The following is a 16808-nucleotide window of genomic DNA, read 5'->3' as shown; positions in this document are numbered from 1 at the left end:
GAGTGAATCCCGCACTGAAGAACTTTGGCCAGGACTATCGTCATTCAGGCCCAGCTCAGTTCTTCAGGCGCCGGTCCTCAAACAGGCTTCCCCAGCCTTTAATGCGGGCCGGGTCGATGTTCGTCATTTTCAGGGTCTTCCAAACGGTCACGCTGACGGAGTCGTAGATCGGGATGCCGATCTCGCGTTCCAGCTCGGCGACAATGCCCGCCCCGCGCAGGTTGGTGCACAACAGGGTGATCGCATCGGGACGCGACTTGGCAACCTCACGCACCATGTTGGCCAGGGTAGCTTCGTCGTAGTCGGAGAAAGAGAAGTTGCCACGGTCGTTCAGGTGCCGCTCGGCGACCACCTCGTGTCCAGCCTGGCGGTAGTTCGCCACGATAGCTGCCTGGATATCGTCCAGATAGGGCGTCACCAGCCCCAGGCGACCGACCTCGGTACGCTCCAGCACCTCGTTCAGCGCCAGTACGCTGGTGGTGGCTGGCACCCCGGTGACCTCCTCGATCGAGGCACACAACCGGCGGTCAGTTTCGAAACCCAGCCAGCTTGAGGAGGTGCCGTTCCAGGCAATCACGTTCATCCGGGCATCGTTAAGCAGCCGCGCCGCCTCCAGTAGTGGCGCCGGATCAAACTGTGCCAGGGCGTCATCACGCATGGAAATCTCTGTGACTGTGAAGCGTTGGAAGTGGGCGGTGACCAGTGGTAGCAGATCATGCAGTAAAGCGCTGGTATAGGGTTCCAGTACGGTATTGGAGGAAGGCGTGAGCATGCCGATGAGGGTCCGCTCCATGAGGCTAGTCCTTTGTCGTTATGGCTTACGAGGAAATATTTTCATATTCGCTGCCTGGATTTACAGATTCGGAATTTGGAATTCCAAATTCATATGATGACTGAAGTATTGCACGACGGTAGAATATTCTGCAAGCATAGGTTTTCTGACAATCGAACCGGCATCCGCCGGGCCAGCCAATCAAGAGGTGCATCTCAGCATGGCCAATACTTCTCTATCCACCCGCGAAGATAAGCCCCGGGAGGCTTTCCCCCGAGCCACACCATTGCGGCGGCACTCGCTGTACGAGGCTGTGACCGAACGGCTGCGCGAGATGGTGCTGGAGGGTGAGTTGGAGCCTGGTAGCCGGATCTCCGAAAAGCAGTTGTGCGAAGCCTTTGAGGTCTCGCCAACCCCCCTCCGCCAGGCACTGAAGGTGCTGGTCAGCGAGGGGCTGGTAGAGATGCTCCCTAACCGCGGCGCCAGGGTCACCGAAGTCGATGTCGAGGAAGTGGCTGATCTGTTCGAAGTGATGGCAGTGCTGGAGGGGCTTTCAGGCACTCTGCTGGCCACTCGGGCGAGTGATGCCGAGATTGCCGAGATCCGCCACCTCCATGAGTGCATGATGGAGAAGTTCCGCAAAAACCAGCGCAATGAGTACTTCCAGCTCAATCAGACCATCCACCGACGCCTTGCTGAGATCGCCGGCAACCGCGTGCTGCTCGAACTCGAGACCTCGCTGACGCTCAGGATCACCCGGGCCCGCTACGCCGCCAACATGCAGATGGGGCGCTGGGAGGAGTCCGCGAAGGAGCACGAATGCTTCGTCGAGGCACTCGAGAAGCGTGATGCCCAGGGGCTGTCCGACGCCATGAGCCTGCACATGCGCAAGACCGGCAACGCCGTCATCCAGCGCCTGAAGCAGGACTGATTCCGGAAACCCCGATAAACCTGAGCGATTTTGGACAGCCGCAGGCTGGCCCGGAGGGCAAAGCACAGGGATGTGCTGACCCGGTTGCCAATGCAGAAGAACAACGCCATCGACGTGACCTGCCCCACAACTGGAAGTCGGCGATCCCTGACAAGGTGTGATGGCATGACGCATACGACCCTGCCACCTACATATAAGTGTCCGGAATCATTGAACCACTACAGGTCCGACTGGCTTGTTTTTTCATCGAAGTCGATGCCAGAAAGAGCTGCGAGATGCTGAGCGAGGGCTTCGCCGAGTTGACAGAGTTTAATGAGGGTTGTGTTGGGGTCGCTTGAGAACGCACGTTCAGCAGCGCTGGAAAGCTCAACGAAAAGATTGAATTGTTGTAGGTGGTTACCTTACTAATTGCTGAGGATCCATAGGGGCGCGTCTCCCCAGGTATGGGGCTCGGGCCTTACTGGATCCTGACACAAGAAATTAAAAAGGCCCTACGCTCTCACGTAAGGCCTTGAAAATATGGCGCGCCCGACAGGATTTGAACCTGTGACCCCTGCCTTCGGAGGGCAGTACTCTATCCAGCTGAGCTACGGGCGCATTCGAGTGTGACGGCGAAGCGTCAATTTCGAGTGCGCAATCTTACGTGTGCTGGCTTATTCTGTCCAGTCCAAGCTTGCTGATGGCGCCTGCCTCTGGTCATGGAAAAAGAGGTGCAGGCGTTATGTTCACCAGGGCACCTTCATTGCTGAAGGATACCTCACCATCCTGGATGCTTACCTGGAAGTTCATGTTGCGCTCTACCAGTCCTGCGAGGGCTTCGGTGGATTCTGTTGGCAGTTCTATAATTTTGAGGTTGTTGAAGCGGCTCAGCTTATTCTGGTGCTTCTCCATCCATACCGGCACAGCGCGGGAACCGTAGGCGTAAAGGATAACCTGGCGTGCGCGGTTGCAGGCTTTGCGCAGGCGGCTTTCGTCGGGCAGGCCCAGTTCGATCCACAGCTCAATTTCGTCACTCAGGCTTTTTTTCCAGAGCTCGGGTTCGTCATCAGTGCTCAGGCCTTTGGTGAACTCAAGCTCGTCGCATGCGTTCAATGCAAAGGCCAGCAGGCGGATCATCATGCGCTCGTCATTTTCCGACGGGTGCTGGGCTATCGTTAGCTGGTGATCTGCATAATAATGCCTGTCCATATCGGCAATATTGAGCGTGGCTTTGAAAATCGTTGCTTTGAGCGCCATGGCTGTCCTGCATTGGTATCAATATGTTGGTTTGCGCTAGTGTAATGCAATTCTCTGTATGGTGAGCATGACAGCATGTCGATGTTGCGCGGTTTTCTGATTCTTGTTCTGTTTTTTCTGCTTGGCGAGGCTCTGCGGCTGGTATTCCAGGTGCCTGTCAGCGGTGGCGTGCTCGGCATGATTCTGATGACGTTTACGCTGATGCTGCGGGGCAGGGTGAGTGATGCCCTGGCGTTGTCGAGCCAGGCGTTGATTTCCATACTGGTGCTGCTGATCATGCCGGGAGTGGTCGGGGTGTTTTTTATGGCATCCCGGTTTTCCGACCAGTGGCTTGCCATGGCGGCAGCCTTGCTCCTGGGTACTTTTCTGAGTGTTCTGAGCACACTTCTGTTAATGAAGGGCGTGATGCGCCTTTCTGCCCGGGAGCAGGGGCATGACTGAGCTTATGGAGCGCTTTGTTGCTGTGCCAGACGCTTTGTCTGCCAGCCCGCTATTTGCAATCGGGCTCACCTTGAGTGCGTTTTTTGCTGGTAGCTGGTTGTTTACCCGCATGGGCAAACCCTTGTGGATGCCACCCGTGGTGCTGTCGGCAGTCATCCTGGCGGCGGTGATTGCGTTTCTATCGGTCGATTACCTTCGTTACCAGGAAGGCTCCCGGTGGATAACCCTGTTGCTCGGGCCTGCAACAGTCGCGCTGGGGATACCGCTGTATCAGCAGATTCACCACATACGGGCTCTGTGGATTCCGATTGTTGTCACGCTGCCGTTGGCCGCGACGCTGGCGGCTGTGTACGCGGTGGTGATCGCCTGGGCAATGGGCGCCACGCCGGAGGTGCTGGCTTCGCTTGCGCCGAAATCTGTAACCGCTCCGATCGCTATTGGTATCACAGAGCAGCTGGGAGGATCTGTACCTCTGCTGATGGGAGGTCTTTTGATAACCGGCGTGGTTGCGACACTGTTTGTTGACCTGCTGGCAAAGTGGCTGCCTGTTGAAGACGAGCGCATTCTCGGTTTTGCGCTTGGGCTGAACGGCCATGCGATTGGTACGGCCAGGGCATTTGAAATCAGCCATACGGCCGGCGCTTTTGCCTCTCTGGGTATGGGCCTGACCGGGGTTTTTACTGCACTTATGTTGCCTCTGGTATTTCGTCTTTAGCTGCCGCAGAGCCCCCTGTGAAAGCCGTCATTCAGTTAGCGAATAGCCGCAAGTTGTAATTTCGATTGCCGTAGGTAGTTTCCGCGACTAGTTTCTAAGGTAGACGTCCGGGACGCCCGAGCCTTGGTGTGCCGTAAAAACTCTTAAAATTATGACGGAAAACCCAATGAAAAAACTACTTGCAGCTTTAGTCGGTTCCATGGCGCTGGCCACGGCTCCTGTTGCTCTTTCTGCCGAGGCGACGAAAGAGTTGAAGATGGCGTATGACGCCGATCCGGTCACCCTCGATATTCACGAGCAACTCTCCGGTGGCATTCTGCAGTTATCCCATATGACGTTTGATCCACTGGTACGCTGGACAAAAGATCTCGGCTTTGAAGCCCGTCTGGCAGAAAGCTGGGAACGTGTTGACGATAAAACCATGCGCTTCAAGCTCCGTGAAGGGGTGAAATTTCATTCCGGCAATGAGCTTACGACCAAAGATGTGAAGTTCACCTATGACCGCCTGAAAGAAAGCCAGGATTTCAAGGCTATCTTCAAGCCGTTCAGTGGCATCAATATTATTGATGATTACACCTTTGAGCTGGTAACCAGCGAACCCTTCCCGTTGCTTCTCAATACCGCTACCTACATCTTCCCGATGGACAGCGAGTTTTATTCCGGCGAAACAGCCGATGGCAAGAAGAAAGATGCCATCCTCAAACATGGCAACTCATTCGCTTCCGACAACCTGTCTGGAACTGGCCCCTATGTGGTCACCTCACGCCAGCAGGGCGTGCGTATGGAGTTCGAGCGTTTTGCAGATTACTGGGATGAGGAATCTCCGGGTAACGTGAAAAAAATCGTGTTGACTCCGATCAAGGAAAACAACACGCGGGTATCAGCGCTTTTATCTGGCGGCGTGGACTTTATTGCCCCGGTGCCACCGACAGACCTTGATCGCATCAAGCGCGACAAGGATTCGGAGCTGGTCACCATGAGCGGTACACGGATTATTCTGTTTCACATGAATCAGGAACGGGTTGAGGCTTTTAAAAATCCGAAGGTTCGCCAGGCCATTGCCTATGCCATCAATCAGGAAGGCATAGCCGCTAAAATCATGAAAGGGTTTGCCACGCCTGCAGCCCAGCTATCACCGGCAGGCTACCAGGGCCATAACGAATCCCTGAAACCACGTTATGACGTGGAGAAAGCCAGGCAGCTGATGAAAGAGGCTGGTTATGAGGACGGCTTCACCATCACTATGATGGCGCCCAATAACCGCTATGTGAATGATGACAAGATTGCCCAGGCAGCCGCTGCCATGCTTGCCCGTATCAATATCAAGGTAGACCTGAAAACCCTGCCGAAAGCCCAGTACTGGCCGGAGTATGATGACCGCTCAGCCGATATGATGCTGATCGGCTGGCATGCTGATACAGAGGATTCTGCCAACTTCTATGAGTTCCTGACCTTCTGCACCGACGCAGACAGTGGTGCTGGCCAGTACAACGCAGGCAATTACTGCAATCCGGAGATCGATGCGCTGGTTGAGAAGGCCAATGTTGAGACGGATCTGGATAAGCGCGCGGCCATGCTGCAGGACGTTGAGAAGCGTCTGTATGACGATGCGGCTTTTGTTCCCCTGCACTGGCAGGATCTGGCATGGGCCAGTAAGAAGAATGTGAAGATTGAGCCGATTCTGAACGTGATGAACTTTCCGTACCTGGGTGACCTGGTTGTAGAGTAACAGGCTCCGTCGGCAGGCCGGCTTCGGGGGCACCGTCGCCGGCCTTTTGTTTGCAGCTTTATCCGGACACTTTGCATGTTAGCGTTTTTGGTTCAGCGAGTATCCCAGGCACTGCTGGTCATGTTTGTGATCAGTGTGATCGCATTTGCCATTCAGGATGGTCTTGGAGATCCACTTCAGGAAATGGTGGGTATGTCCGTTTCCCAGGAGGAGCGGGAAGCCTTGCGTGAGGAGCTGGGGCTGAATGATTCCATGGTTGTGCAGTATCTGCGTTTTGCAGGTAAAGCCATTCAGGGAGACCTGGGCAACTCCTATTTTTACGGCAAACCCACTCTTGAAGTGATTTCCGAGCATTTGCCGGCGACCCTGGAACTGGTGATTGGTGCAAGCCTTATCATCATGCTTTTGTCTGTCCCCATTGGAGTCTATGCCGCCATACGGCCTCAGGCTTTGCTGGCGAAATTCTTTATGGGCGTGAGCACCGTCGGGATATCCATTCCGGTCTTCCTTACGGCTATTGTTCTTATCCAGATCTATTCTATCGGCATAACGGTTGAGTGGTTTCCTGCGGATACCGGCTGGGGGCAGTGGCTGAACGGAGCCTTGAGTACCGAAGGTGGCCTGCCATCCTATGGCCGGGGCGATGATCTGACGCATCTCTTCGGCACCTGGTACTCCGGCTTTTTCTCCGAGAGTGGTCTGCTGCACCTGATACTGCCCTGTGTGTCCCTGGCGTCCATCATGTTGCCGCTGTTCATTCGGCTGATCCGTGCGGAAATGATGGAGGTGTTACAGAGCGACTATATTCGTTACGCCCGGGCCAAAGGCCTGAGTGCGGTACGAATCAACTTTCTCCATGCCCTCAAGAACACCATGCTGCCAGTTATCACCGTGGGCGGTGTGCAGGTTGGCGTTATGGTGGCTTATACGATTCTCACAGAAACCGTTTTCCAGTGGCCTGGCGTCGGGCTGATGTTTCTGGAAGCTATCACCCGCAGTGACATTCCCCTGATCGTTGCCTACCTGATGGTTGTAGGTCTGATCTTTGTGGTTACCAACACACTGGTGGATCTGGTTTACGGGCTGGTGAACCCTACGGTCAAACTGACAGGTAAGAAAGCATGACAACGGCGACTCTTTCACGCTGGAATCGCTTTCGCGAATCCTTCCTCTGGTACAGCTTCAGGCGCGACAAGGTAGCGATTGTCAGCTTTCTCGTGCTGATTCTCATGGTGTTGGCGGCAGTGTTCGCGCCTCTGTTTGCCCCAACGGATCCTTATGATCTGGCGCAGATCGATATCATGAACTCGGAACTGCCGCCGGTGGGTATGCAGGGTGCAGATTCTGCCTTTCCTCTGGGCACAGATGCCCAGGGCAGGGATATGCTCTCCACCATTCTGTATGGCACCCGGGTATCTCTGCTGATCGGCTTTGGTGCCGTGGTGCTGCAGGCGGCGCTGGGTATTCTGTTCGGGCTGCTGGCGGGTTATCTGGGCGGCCGGGTAGATTCCATACTGATGCGTATCGCCGATGTTCAGCTGTCTTTCTCGACTCTGATGGTCGCCATTATTGTCGGCGCGGTTTTCAAGGCCAGTTTTGGCAACCTGATGTTTGGTGAGATCGCTATCTATATGCTGATTTTCATCATCGGTATCGCGGAATGGCCACAGATTGCCCGCACGGTGCGAGCATCTGTGCTGGCAGAGAAAAAGAAAGAGTATGTTGATGCGGCCAAGGTGATGGGTTTTCGCACCAACCGCATTATGTTCCGGCATATTCTGCCTAACACCCTGTCTCCGATATTTGTTATTGCCACTGTGCAGATTGCCAACGCAATTATTTCCGAGGCAGCCCTGTCATTTCTGGGGCTGGGAATGCCGGAGACTCAGCCGTCTCTGGGTTCTTTGATCAAATCCGGCTTTGATTACATTCAGAGCGGTTCCTGGTGGATTACCCTGATTCCCGGCCTGGTGCTGGTCGTGCTCGTACTGGTCATAAATTTGTTGGGTGACTGGCTGCGGGATGTTATGAACCCACGGCTGTACAAGGGCTGACGAACCATGAAAAACAACACACCATTGCTGGAAGTAAAAGATCTGGATGTACGGTTTGCTGTCCGTGGGGGCGACCTTACAGCCCTGCGCGGTATCAGCTTCAGCCTCGACAAGGGTGAACGGCTGGGCCTGGTCGGAGAGTCCGGTGCGGGTAAATCTGTAGCGGCCTTCTCGATCCTCAATCTGATTGCCCGCCCGGGTTATATTGCCGGTGGACAAATTCTGTTCGATGGCAGGGATCTGGCGGCGATGAGCGAGCGGGAACTGCGCAAGATCCGCGGTAATCGTATTGCCATGATTTTCCAGGATCCCATGATGACGCTCAATCCGGTGCTGAGCATTGGCACCCAGATGGTGGAAGCCATCAAGGCCCATCGTCGGGTCAGCACAAAAGCGGCACGGGAAATCGCTCTGGGCAAACTGCGCAAGGTGCAGATTCCTTCGCCTGAGAAGCGGCTCGATCAGTATCCCCACGAGTTGTCCGGTGGTATGCGCCAGCGGGTCATCATCGCCATTGCGCTGTTGCTGGAACCGGAAATCATCGTTGCCGATGAGCCCACCACCGCGTTGGATGTGACCATACAGGCAGAAATCATGGCATTGCTGCTGGACCTGTGCGAACAGGAAAATGTAGCACTGATGCTGATCACCCATGACCTGGGGGTGGTTTCCCAGGTCACCCAGCGCATGCTGGTGATGTATTCCGGCCGCATAATCGAGCAGGGGCCGACCCGGGAGGTTATCAATGATGCCCAGCACCCATACACTCAGGGGCTGATCAATGCCTTGCCCCAGATGGGCGAGCCAGGTGCGCGGCTGTTCCAGATCCCGGGCTCCATGCCGTCCCTCAAGAATGTGCCGTCAGGCTGCCCCTTTCATCCTCGTTGCACCTTTGCGACAGATCAGTGCCGGAAAACCATGCCTGAGTATGTACGCTCCGGAAATGTAGATGTGGCGTGTTACGAGGTGAGCAATCTGATTGAGCAGGAGAAGCAAATGCAGGAGGCCGGATCATGACCTCCCCACTGGTTGAAATTCGCGGGCTGGAAAAACGGTTTGATCTGTCTGGCAGCCTGCTGGAGCAGATCACCTTTCGGAACGGCCGTTTCCAGCGCAGGCAGGAAGCCGTTCATGCCATCAACGGTGTTGATCTCCAGGTACACAAAGGCGAGGCCTTGTGTGTGGTTGGCGAATCCGGCTGCGGCAAGTCTACGGTCGCCCGCACGGTTATGGGCTTGTTATCGCCCAGCGCGGGAGAGGTGCATTATGACGGCAAACGTATTGATGTTCTCAAAGGCCGGGATGTGCTGCCGTATCGCCGGAAAATGCAGATGATATTCCAGAATCCGTATGCGTCTCTGAATCCGCGTATGACAATTCAGCAGACTCTGGAAGAGCCGATCCATTTTCATCACCCGGAGCTTGTGCGCGATGAAGTGCGCAGCAAGGTGCAGGAAGTGATGCAGTCGGTGGGAATAGATCCTGACTGGGGCAGCCGGTTTGGTCACGAATTCTCTGGCGGCCAGCGTCAGCGCATCGCTATAGCCCGGGCGCTGGCGGTAGATCCCGAGTTTATTGTGGCAGATGAGCCTATTTCGGCGCTGGATGTCTCTATCCAGGCTCAGGTTCTGAACCTCCTGATGGACGCCCAGGAAACCCGAAACCTGACCTATCTGTTCATTACCCATGATCTGGCGGTGGTAGAGCATTTTGGTACCCGGGTGGCAGTGATGTATCTCGGGCGGGTGTGCGAACTGGCAGATACCAAGACGCTGTTCGCAGAGCCACGCCACCCCTATACCCAGGCACTGTTGTCGGCGATCCCCAGGCTCGAAGACGACAGGCCCAGCCACATTCGTCTGCAGGGTGAGGTGCCGACACCGGTCAATCTGCCATCCGGCTGTGTATTCCATGGTCGCTGTCCTTATGCCAACGAACGCTGTCGTCAGGAAATACCCCGGCTTATCGCCACTGATGGCGGTGCCCAGGTGGCCTGCCATGCGGTGGAGGAAGCGCGGTTGTGAGCTGGCGACTGCTCCATACGCTATGATGCGTCCAGTGCGTAGTCTTTGATCAACTGTCACCTTTTACCTGTCATTCTTCGGGGAGCCCATGGAAATACGCTGGCTGGAAGACTTTATGGCTTTGGCGCGCACTCGCCATTTTTCACGTGCTGCAGAACTGCAGCACGTGAGCCAGCCTACGTTCAGTCGTCGCATCAAGCTGCTTGAAGAAGCCATGGGCGCAACTCTGATCAACCGGCAGACACTGCCTCTGTCTCTGACGCCAGCCGGAGAGTGTTTTTTTGAACTCTGTCAGCGGGTAACGCGGGATGTCCGGGATGTGCGCAGCCAGATTGCCGACATGGAAGCTGAGGTTTCTGCGCGCATCAGCGTGGGCTCAACCCAGGGGCTGTTCTCTCATTTTTATCAGCGCTGGGCCAGCGAGGCGGGAGTCGAAGATCGTCTGCAGCTTAACCTCAAAGCTACCAACTGGGTTGGGGAGCAGTTTCTGGATGCTCTGGATAGTGGCGAATGTGATCTCGTGTTGTGCTACTGGCATCAGGACTTGCCATGGCGTGACCGGTTGGCCCGAGGAGACTATGAATCCATTATTCTTGCCCGGGAGTCGCTGGTGCCGGTGAGTGTTGCAGGCAGCAATGGCGAGCCACGGTTTCCCCTGCCGGGCACGGCCGGGCAGACAGTACCACTGATTGCTTACCACTCGCGGGGTTTTTTGCAGTCTGCCATTGAAGCGCATTTGGCCCGTAGCAAGGAATCCGTAAACCTCCTGCCACTGAACGAAAACACCCAGTCGGCAAGCATCAAGGCGCTGGTAAAGCAGGGCTTTGGAATGGGCTGGCTGCCTGGCCGGATGACGGAAAAGAGCGAGCATTTTGGCAGCCTTACACGGGCAGGTGATGAACGCTGGGATGTGCCTTTGGAAATCCGGCTCATCCGCCGGCATGAAGCACGCTCAGACGATCTTCTGACTCTTTGGAAAAAACTGGAAAACCAACATGCCTGATACCGATTTGCTATCTCTTCAGACTGCTCACGTGACTACTTTGCGGGGCCGCTATGAGCAGGTTCTGAAAGAGAAGGGTTATGACAGCCTGCTTGTGAGCTCAGGCGCAGCTCCCATGCGCTATGGTGATGATCAATCCTGGCATTTTCATGGCTATGGGCCATTCGTGCACTGGACAGGACTTGCCGGTTTTGAGCACGCATGGCTGCTGATTCGGAAAGGCCAGAAGCCGCTACTGTCATTGCACCAGCCCGTTGATTTCTGGCATGCGAGCCTTGAGCTGGCTCAGGAGCCATGGCTGTCGGAATTCGAGCTTCGCTTCAGTGAGAACCGCTCTGCACCGGAGCTGGATGGTGTGGGGCGTTTAGCTGTTATCGGCGATCCTTCGCTGCTGGGGAAGGTTCCCGGAGAGCATAATCCCGGCCCGCTTTGTGCTGCGCTTGATGAAACGCGGATACACAAGACCGCCTATGAAATAGCTTGCATGGCTGAGGCCAGCAAGCTGGCAATAGCAGGCCACCGCGCTGCCCGTGATGCCTTTCTGGCCGGTGCCAGTGAATTTGAAATCAGCCTGGCTTACCAGCTCGCAACACAGCAGCGTGAAGCTGACGCGCCTTATCACAGCATTATTGGTGTAAATGAGCACGCAGGTACATTGCACTACCAGTACTACGATGTCGTTGCGCCTGCCAGATCCCGTAGCATGCTGATTGATGCCGGCGTGCGTTACCGGGGCTACTGCTCCGATATCACCCGTACTACGGCTGGTTTGGGAGAAGGCCGCTTTGGTGCACTGGTGCAGGGGCTTGAACAACTGCAGTTCCGGCTCTGCGGCATGGTGGCCCCAGGTGTTGATTACGTCGATATCCACCGTAAAACCCACCAGGGCATCGCCGCATTGCTCAGTGTTGCCGGCCTGGTCAAGGATCTGAGTGAAGAGGAGATGGTGTCTGAAGGTATTACGCGGGCCTTTTTCCCCCATGGCATCGGGCACTTTCTCGGAGTTCAGGTGCACGATGTTGCCGGTAAACCTGTACCACCTCCTGCAGACGCCCCCTTTCTTCGACTGACGCGAACGCTGGAACCAGGCATGGTGGTGACCATTGAGCCGGGGTTGTATTTTATACCCTCTTTGCTGGAGCCCCTGTTGGCTGGCCCCTTCGGGCACCATTTGAACCACTCGTTGATTGATGAGCTTCAGGGGTGCGGGGGCATACGCATAGAAGACAATGTAGTGGTTACGGACTCAGGATATCGGAACCTGACCCGGGAGGCTGAGGCCTGAAACCTGTTGTTACAAGGAAGCAAAATAAGGGGCTTGCAATTCTTGATGCTAATGACAATAATTATCACTAAACTTGTTGTCGTTAGTGAGAACGCATTATGTATGTATGCCTGTGCCACGGAGTCACAGACCGGGACATCCGCGAAGCCGCAGAAAACGGAGTGTCGTCCATGCGTCAGCTTGGTAAAGAGCTGGGCGTAGGCACTCAGTGTGGACGCTGTGCCTGCACGGCACGGGGTATTCTGCGTGAGAACCGCTCACAGGATTACCTGTCACTGGCAAATATGCTGGCAACCCCTGCCTGACGCCTGTTGAGGTTTATTTCCTTTCCGCAATTTTGTAATGCGCCTTAAAGCGCTATCCTTATTGGGTGACGAGAGAGCTCAGAGAGCTTATTGAACCCGAACCAGCCAGTCGGTGTGCCTTTCACCAGAAAAGGTTCTCAGCCGGCCAGGATTGAGGAGTGCTGCAATGAAAGGCGACAAAAAAGTCATCCAGTTTCTGAATAAAGTCCTTGCCAATGAACTGACGGCTATCAACCAGTATTTTCTGCATTCGCGTATGTATAAAGACTGGGGTATCACCAAGCTTGCGGCCAAGGAATACGAAGAATCCATTGATGAGATGAAACACGCCGATCAGCTGATTGAGCGCATATTGTTTCTGGAAGGGTTGCCTAACCTGCAAGACCTGAACAAACTGATGATCGGTGAGCACGTTGAGGAGATGATTGCGTGCGACCTGAAGATCGAACACATTGCCCACGTAGATCTGAAAGAAGCGATTGTCTACTGTGAGTCAGTCGGCGACTACACAAGCCGTGAGCTGTTCCGCAGCATTCTGGACAGTGAGGAAGAGCATATTGACTGGCTTGAGACTCAACTGGAAATGATCAACCAGATGGGCATTCAGAACTACATCCAACTGCAATCTTCTGCTGCGGAGTAAAGACCGACAATGGACCTGTCCTGTTTTAAAGCTTATGACCTGCGCGGCAGCGTACCGGAGCAGCTGAATCCGGCGCTTGCAGAACGTATCGGGCGTGCCTACGTGGAAATTACTGGTGCGAAAAAAGTGATTGTTGGTTACGACATTCGCCTTTCAAGCCCTGAAATTGCTGAAGCCCTGAACTCCGGCCTCATGGCTGCAGGTGCCGACGTGTTCGATATAGGCCTGTGTGGTACCGAGTGTGTGTACTTTGCTACCAGCCATTACGACATGGATGGTGGCATTATGGTCACCGCCAGCCACAACCCCAAAAATCACAACGGTATGAAAATGGTGGGGCCGGAATCCCGCCCGATCAGCTCCGATAACGGACTGAATGATATCCGTGACCGGGTGCCCGAGCCCTTTACCGACGCACCTGTCCCGGGTAAATACGAAACACTGGAAGTTACCAGCGCCTATATAGACCACCTGCTGGGATACATCGACGCAGCTTCTCTGTGCCCCATGAAGATTGTCGTCAACGCCGGTAATGGTGGTGCCGGGCTGATCATCGATGAACTCGAAAAACACCTGCCTTTCGAGTTCGTCAAAGTGAACCATAATCCAGATGGTAATTTCCCCAACGGTGTGCCCAACCCGATTCTTGAAGAAAACCGGGCGGCTACCGCCGATGCCGTAATTGAGCAGGGTGCGGCCATGGGCATTGCCTGGGACGGCGATTATGATCGCTGTTTCTTTTTCGATGAAAATGGCCGGTTTATAGAAGGCTATTACATTGTTGGCCTGTTGGCAGATCAGTTCCTGCGTAAAACCGGCCCAGGTAAGGTTATCCATGATCCGAGACTGATCTGGAACACTCAGGATCTGGTACAAGCTGCCGGTGGTGAAGCTATTGAAAGTAAAACCGGACACGCCTTCATCAAACAGCGTATGCGCGATGAAGATGCCGTATACGGCGGGGAAATGAGCGCCCATCACTACTTTCGGGATTTTGCCTACTGTGACAGTGGCATGATTCCCTGGTTGCTGATCGCGGAACGTCTGTGCCAGTCCGGAAAGCCCTTTTCCTCTCTTATCGACGCTCGCATCGAAGCCTACCCGGCCAGCGGCGAAATCAACCGCACCATCAACGAGCCGGCCAGGGTGATTGCAGCTATTGAGGAAAAATACGGCGCCAACGCGAAAAGCGTCAGCTATGTAGACGGCCTCAGCGTGGAATTCGATAACTGGCGCTTCAACCTGCGCATGTCCAATACGGAGCCCGTTGTTCGCCTGAACGTGGAATCTCGCGGTGACATACCATTGATGAAAGCAAAAACTGAAGAGTTGCTCGCAGAAATGGAGCGGTTGAATAATCTGCAGGGATGATTTGTACTTTTGCCTCAGGCTATTTCTTAGTTGGGGCGGTTGGGCTGGTGGTCCGAGTTGCGAAAACTGTGCGGAGCCATGGATGGCGGAGCCCAAGCGTCACATGGATGTGCCGCAAGGAGCGTGTTTTCGCAACTCGTACCACCAGCCCAGCTTGCACCGCAGCCTGATAAAACTCAGAACCAGTCGTTCAGCATAATCCCAAGCCCGAACCGCTCAATCCGATGGTTGTAATCAATCAGGCTCTCCCCGTATCCGTTGTAGTACTGGAAGAATCCCTTGACCGTATCGCCAATGGGAAAGCTGTAACCAAATTCAACCGACGTGCGATTGTCCGAGCGTAGATTGTTCATCAGTTTCAATGAAAGCGTCCTGTCTTCTGCAAGCTTGTAAATAGCGTAGTAGTTGGCATGCCCCAGGTAACTTTCGATGTCTTCGTTATCATCTTTGCTGCTTTCCGGAATCCGGTACCATGGCTCCAAAACAAACAGCCAGCGATCACGTGTAAATCCTGCGCTCGCCATAATCCTGTTCCAGCTCCGGGAGCGGGGTTCCGACTGACCGTTGGATTGATGGTTGAACCCGACCTTTATGCCGCTTAGTGTCGCGGAACCCAGATTCCAGTTTGTCTGATGGCGTATGAAAATCTCAGGTTCATAATTGGTTTCCCGGAAGGGGGCAGATTCATCCTGGTTGTAAACCTGCCAGAATGAGCGTTGCGTATAACCGAACCACAAAGTTGTACGGTCTTCCAGTAAGCCCGTCAGCAGAGGAACCTTAAAGCTGATCTGGTATTTGGCTTCCTCATTCTCCAAACCGTAATCGTAGCCGGTGGCACCCAGCCTTGGATTGGTTGGTATGTTGTTTGGATCATCCATCCGGGTAATCGGCAGGATGTACGTGGGGCGGTGGCTTATAAAACTGCCTGAAAATGAGAACAGGGCCTTCTCGGCCGTTATGTAGTTGTTGAGCATGTTGTTCATGACGTTGCTGTCTGGCTCATCCTCACCGGAAACCTCAGCAACCTGATCCAGGGCATCCTTGTCAGGGGCCATTGTATCGACCGCCTGCTCGGTATCATTCACTTCCTGCTCACTGGCCTGATCACGGGCGGTTTGCGGATCGTTAAAAGAGTCGTAGCAGGCCAGGCGTTGCACTCCATCCTGAATCAGCGCGCAATTTTCCGGGGATGTGACAAGAGGGTCGCCTGCTGAGCCGGCTTCCTGTGCGGTCGTCAGTGCCGGCCACAGCAAAGCGAGGGTGGCTGCCGCAGAAGCCCTGGTACTGAGGTGATTATGCATGGTCCGGGTCTCTCTATGCTGCATTGAGGCTGAGCCACGTATTGGCAATGCCGTAAACCCAGACGCCGATCAGGGTGATAGCCAATAATGAAAAAACGATTTTGTGTCGACGCTGATTCTCGGCACTCGCAGCTATGATCCATCGCAGGTACATCAGGCCGATGAAGCTCAGGAAAACTGCAAGGCTCGCGAGTGCGGGTACCAGGAGCCACGCGGGGTTGATACTATGGCCAGTATCTGTCTGGCTTGAGAACCAGCCCATTGATGCCAGTAGAATTGCCAGCGCACTGAATTCCGTAATCAGGAGTGATTTGCGCATGGGGTGAGGAAAGGGTTTCTCCGGGCGGTTCATGAATAGGGTCCTGAAAGGTCGGGAGTAAGTAATCTGCGACATGGTAACCGGATGTCGGGGCAGAGTCTCCACGCTTAAGTAATGGCAATAAAAATGGTGGAAATCAATTTATGATTTTGCTATTTGGTTTTTTTGCCGGGGTTCAGTCGCTATAATGCGGCAACCAAATATTATAACGCTCAAATGCGAGGTGCATTGTGAAGATGAAGAGAGTCCTGGCTGTCGTACTGCTCGGCTTTGGCATTACTGCCGGCGCCGCTATGGCAAGTGTTGAAGATGAAATTCGTGCGCGTATTCAGCCTGTCGGCGAGGTCTGTCTGCAGGGTGAGGAATGCGGTGAAGCCGCTGCTGCAACCGAAACGGCCAGTGCGGGCCCACGTTCAGGCAGCGAAGTTTATGGCGCTGTGTGCATGGCGTGTCATACCACTGGAGCAGCAGGTGCACCGGTTATTGGCAACGCTGATGCCTGGGCACCTCGTATCGATAAGGGTATGGAAACACTGCTCAATCATGCGCTCAATGGCTTTAACGCCATGCCAGCCAAAGGTGGCTGTGCCAGCTGCGCGGATGAAGAAATCCAGGCGGCTGTGGAACACATGGTGGCAGAGAGTAAGTAGGATTCAGGTGCTTGCTGTCAAAACCCCGC

Annotated in this window: 18 protein-coding genes and 1 tRNA gene; 14 read left to right on the top strand and 5 right to left on the bottom strand. The window is 54.6% G+C overall.

Features of this window, described 5'->3' with window-relative positions:
- Positions 1–55 precede the first annotated feature (55 nt).
- On the bottom strand, positions 56–793 hold the full coding sequence (locus DS878_RS03550; protein WP_113814558.1) for an aspartate/glutamate racemase family protein: 738 nt from the start codon (positions 791–793) through the stop codon (positions 56–58).
- 199 nt (positions 794–992) lie between these two features.
- Here DS878_RS03550 and DS878_RS03545 point away from each other — a divergent pair, with 199 nt between their 5' ends.
- The gene (locus DS878_RS03545; RefSeq protein ID WP_113814557.1) at positions 993–1703 is read left to right on the top strand and encodes a GntR family transcriptional regulator; all 711 of its coding nucleotides are present in this window, start codon (positions 993–995) and stop codon (positions 1701–1703) included.
- Between the two features lie 520 nt (positions 1704–2223).
- Here DS878_RS03545 and DS878_RS03540 read toward each other — a convergent pair.
- A tRNA-Arg gene (locus DS878_RS03540) sits at positions 2224–2300 on the bottom strand.
- Between the two features lie 99 nt (positions 2301–2399).
- Complete coding sequence (locus DS878_RS03535; protein WP_113814556.1) at positions 2400–2939, bottom strand: YaeQ family protein; 540 nt, start codon at positions 2937–2939, stop codon at positions 2400–2402.
- A 75-nt stretch (positions 2940–3014) separates the two neighbouring features.
- Between DS878_RS03535 and DS878_RS03530 the strand changes: the two genes are divergently transcribed.
- The 12 genes from DS878_RS03530 to DS878_RS03475 all read left to right on the top strand — a co-directional run bounded on the left by DS878_RS03530 (position 3015) and on the right by DS878_RS03475 (position 14509).
- Complete coding sequence (locus tag DS878_RS03530; protein ID WP_113814555.1) at positions 3015–3380, top strand: CidA/LrgA family protein; 366 nt, start codon at positions 3015–3017, stop codon at positions 3378–3380.
- Complete coding sequence (locus tag DS878_RS03525; RefSeq protein WP_113814554.1) at positions 3373–4095, top strand: LrgB family protein; 723 nt, start codon at positions 3373–3375, stop codon at positions 4093–4095. The genes DS878_RS03530 and DS878_RS03525 overlap by 8 nt, the downstream gene beginning before the upstream one ends.
- 166 nt (positions 4096–4261) lie before the next feature.
- Positions 4262–5824 carry an ABC transporter substrate-binding protein gene (locus DS878_RS03520; RefSeq protein WP_113814553.1) on the top strand — a complete coding sequence of 521 codons (1563 nt, stop codon included), beginning with the start codon at positions 4262–4264 and terminating at the stop codon, positions 5822–5824.
- A 75-nt stretch (positions 5825–5899) separates the two neighbouring features.
- Positions 5900–6949 carry an ABC transporter permease gene (locus tag DS878_RS03515; protein ID WP_113814552.1) on the top strand — a complete coding sequence of 350 codons (1050 nt, stop codon included), beginning with the start codon at positions 5900–5902 and terminating at the stop codon, positions 6947–6949.
- Positions 6946–7878: an ABC transporter permease gene (locus DS878_RS03510; RefSeq protein ID WP_113814551.1), complete on the top strand. Its 933-nt coding sequence runs from the start codon at positions 6946–6948 to the stop codon at positions 7876–7878. Before DS878_RS03515 ends, DS878_RS03510 begins: the two co-directional genes overlap by 4 nt.
- 6 nt (positions 7879–7884) lie before the next feature.
- On the top strand, positions 7885–8895 hold the full coding sequence (locus DS878_RS03505) for an ABC transporter ATP-binding protein (RefSeq protein ID WP_113814550.1): 1011 nt from the start codon (positions 7885–7887) through the stop codon (positions 8893–8895).
- Positions 8892–9902, top strand: coding sequence for an ABC transporter ATP-binding protein (locus DS878_RS03500; protein WP_113814549.1), 1011 nt, complete (start codon positions 8892–8894; stop codon positions 9900–9902). Before DS878_RS03505 ends, DS878_RS03500 begins: the two co-directional genes overlap by 4 nt.
- Positions 9903–9990: 88 nt before the next feature.
- A complete protein-coding gene (locus DS878_RS03495) occupies positions 9991–10905 on the top strand; it encodes a LysR family transcriptional regulator (RefSeq protein ID WP_113814548.1) in 915 nt (304 codons plus the stop codon).
- Positions 10898–12190: a Xaa-Pro dipeptidase gene (gene pepQ, locus DS878_RS03490; protein WP_113814547.1), complete on the top strand. Its 1293-nt coding sequence runs from the start codon at positions 10898–10900 to the stop codon at positions 12188–12190. The genes DS878_RS03495 and pepQ overlap by 8 nt, the downstream gene beginning before the upstream one ends.
- Positions 12191–12288: 98 nt before the next feature.
- Entirely contained in the window at positions 12289–12495 is a 207-nt protein-coding gene (locus DS878_RS03485) for a bacterioferritin-associated ferredoxin (protein WP_113814546.1), read from the top strand.
- Positions 12496–12661: 166 nt separating this feature from the next.
- Positions 12662–13138, top strand: a complete 477-nt coding sequence (bfr, locus tag DS878_RS03480; protein WP_113814545.1) for a bacterioferritin — start codon at positions 12662–12664, stop codon at positions 13136–13138.
- Between the two features lie 9 nt (positions 13139–13147).
- Positions 13148–14509, top strand: a complete 1362-nt coding sequence (locus DS878_RS03475) for a phosphomannomutase (RefSeq protein ID WP_113814544.1) — start codon at positions 13148–13150, stop codon at positions 14507–14509.
- A 176-nt stretch (positions 14510–14685) separates the two neighbouring features.
- On the opposite strand, the gene DS878_RS03470 is transcribed toward DS878_RS03475, so the two are convergent.
- Together DS878_RS03470 and DS878_RS03465 are read right to left on the bottom strand one after the other, a co-directional pair.
- Positions 14686–15810 (bottom strand): phospholipase A, encoded by a 1125-nt coding sequence (locus DS878_RS03470; protein WP_113814543.1) that lies wholly within the window; start codon positions 15808–15810, stop codon positions 14686–14688.
- Positions 15811–15823: 13 nt separating this feature from the next.
- A complete protein-coding gene (locus DS878_RS03465) occupies positions 15824–16162 on the bottom strand; it encodes a hypothetical protein (RefSeq protein WP_113814542.1) in 339 nt (112 codons plus the stop codon).
- Between the two features lie 203 nt (positions 16163–16365).
- Here DS878_RS03465 and DS878_RS03460 point away from each other — a divergent pair, with 203 nt between their 5' ends.
- On the top strand, positions 16366–16779 hold the full coding sequence (locus DS878_RS03460; protein WP_113814541.1) for a c-type cytochrome: 414 nt from the start codon (positions 16366–16368) through the stop codon (positions 16777–16779).
- The last annotated feature ends 29 nt before the right edge of the window (positions 16780–16808 follow it).

It is taken from the genome of Marinobacter sp. F3R11, from assembly GCF_003318275.1.
Taxonomy (GTDB): Bacteria; Pseudomonadota; Gammaproteobacteria; order Pseudomonadales; family Oleiphilaceae; genus Marinobacter.
The sequence above is the reverse complement of the archived record's forward strand: the minus strand, read 5'-3'. Positions and strand labels throughout refer to the sequence as shown.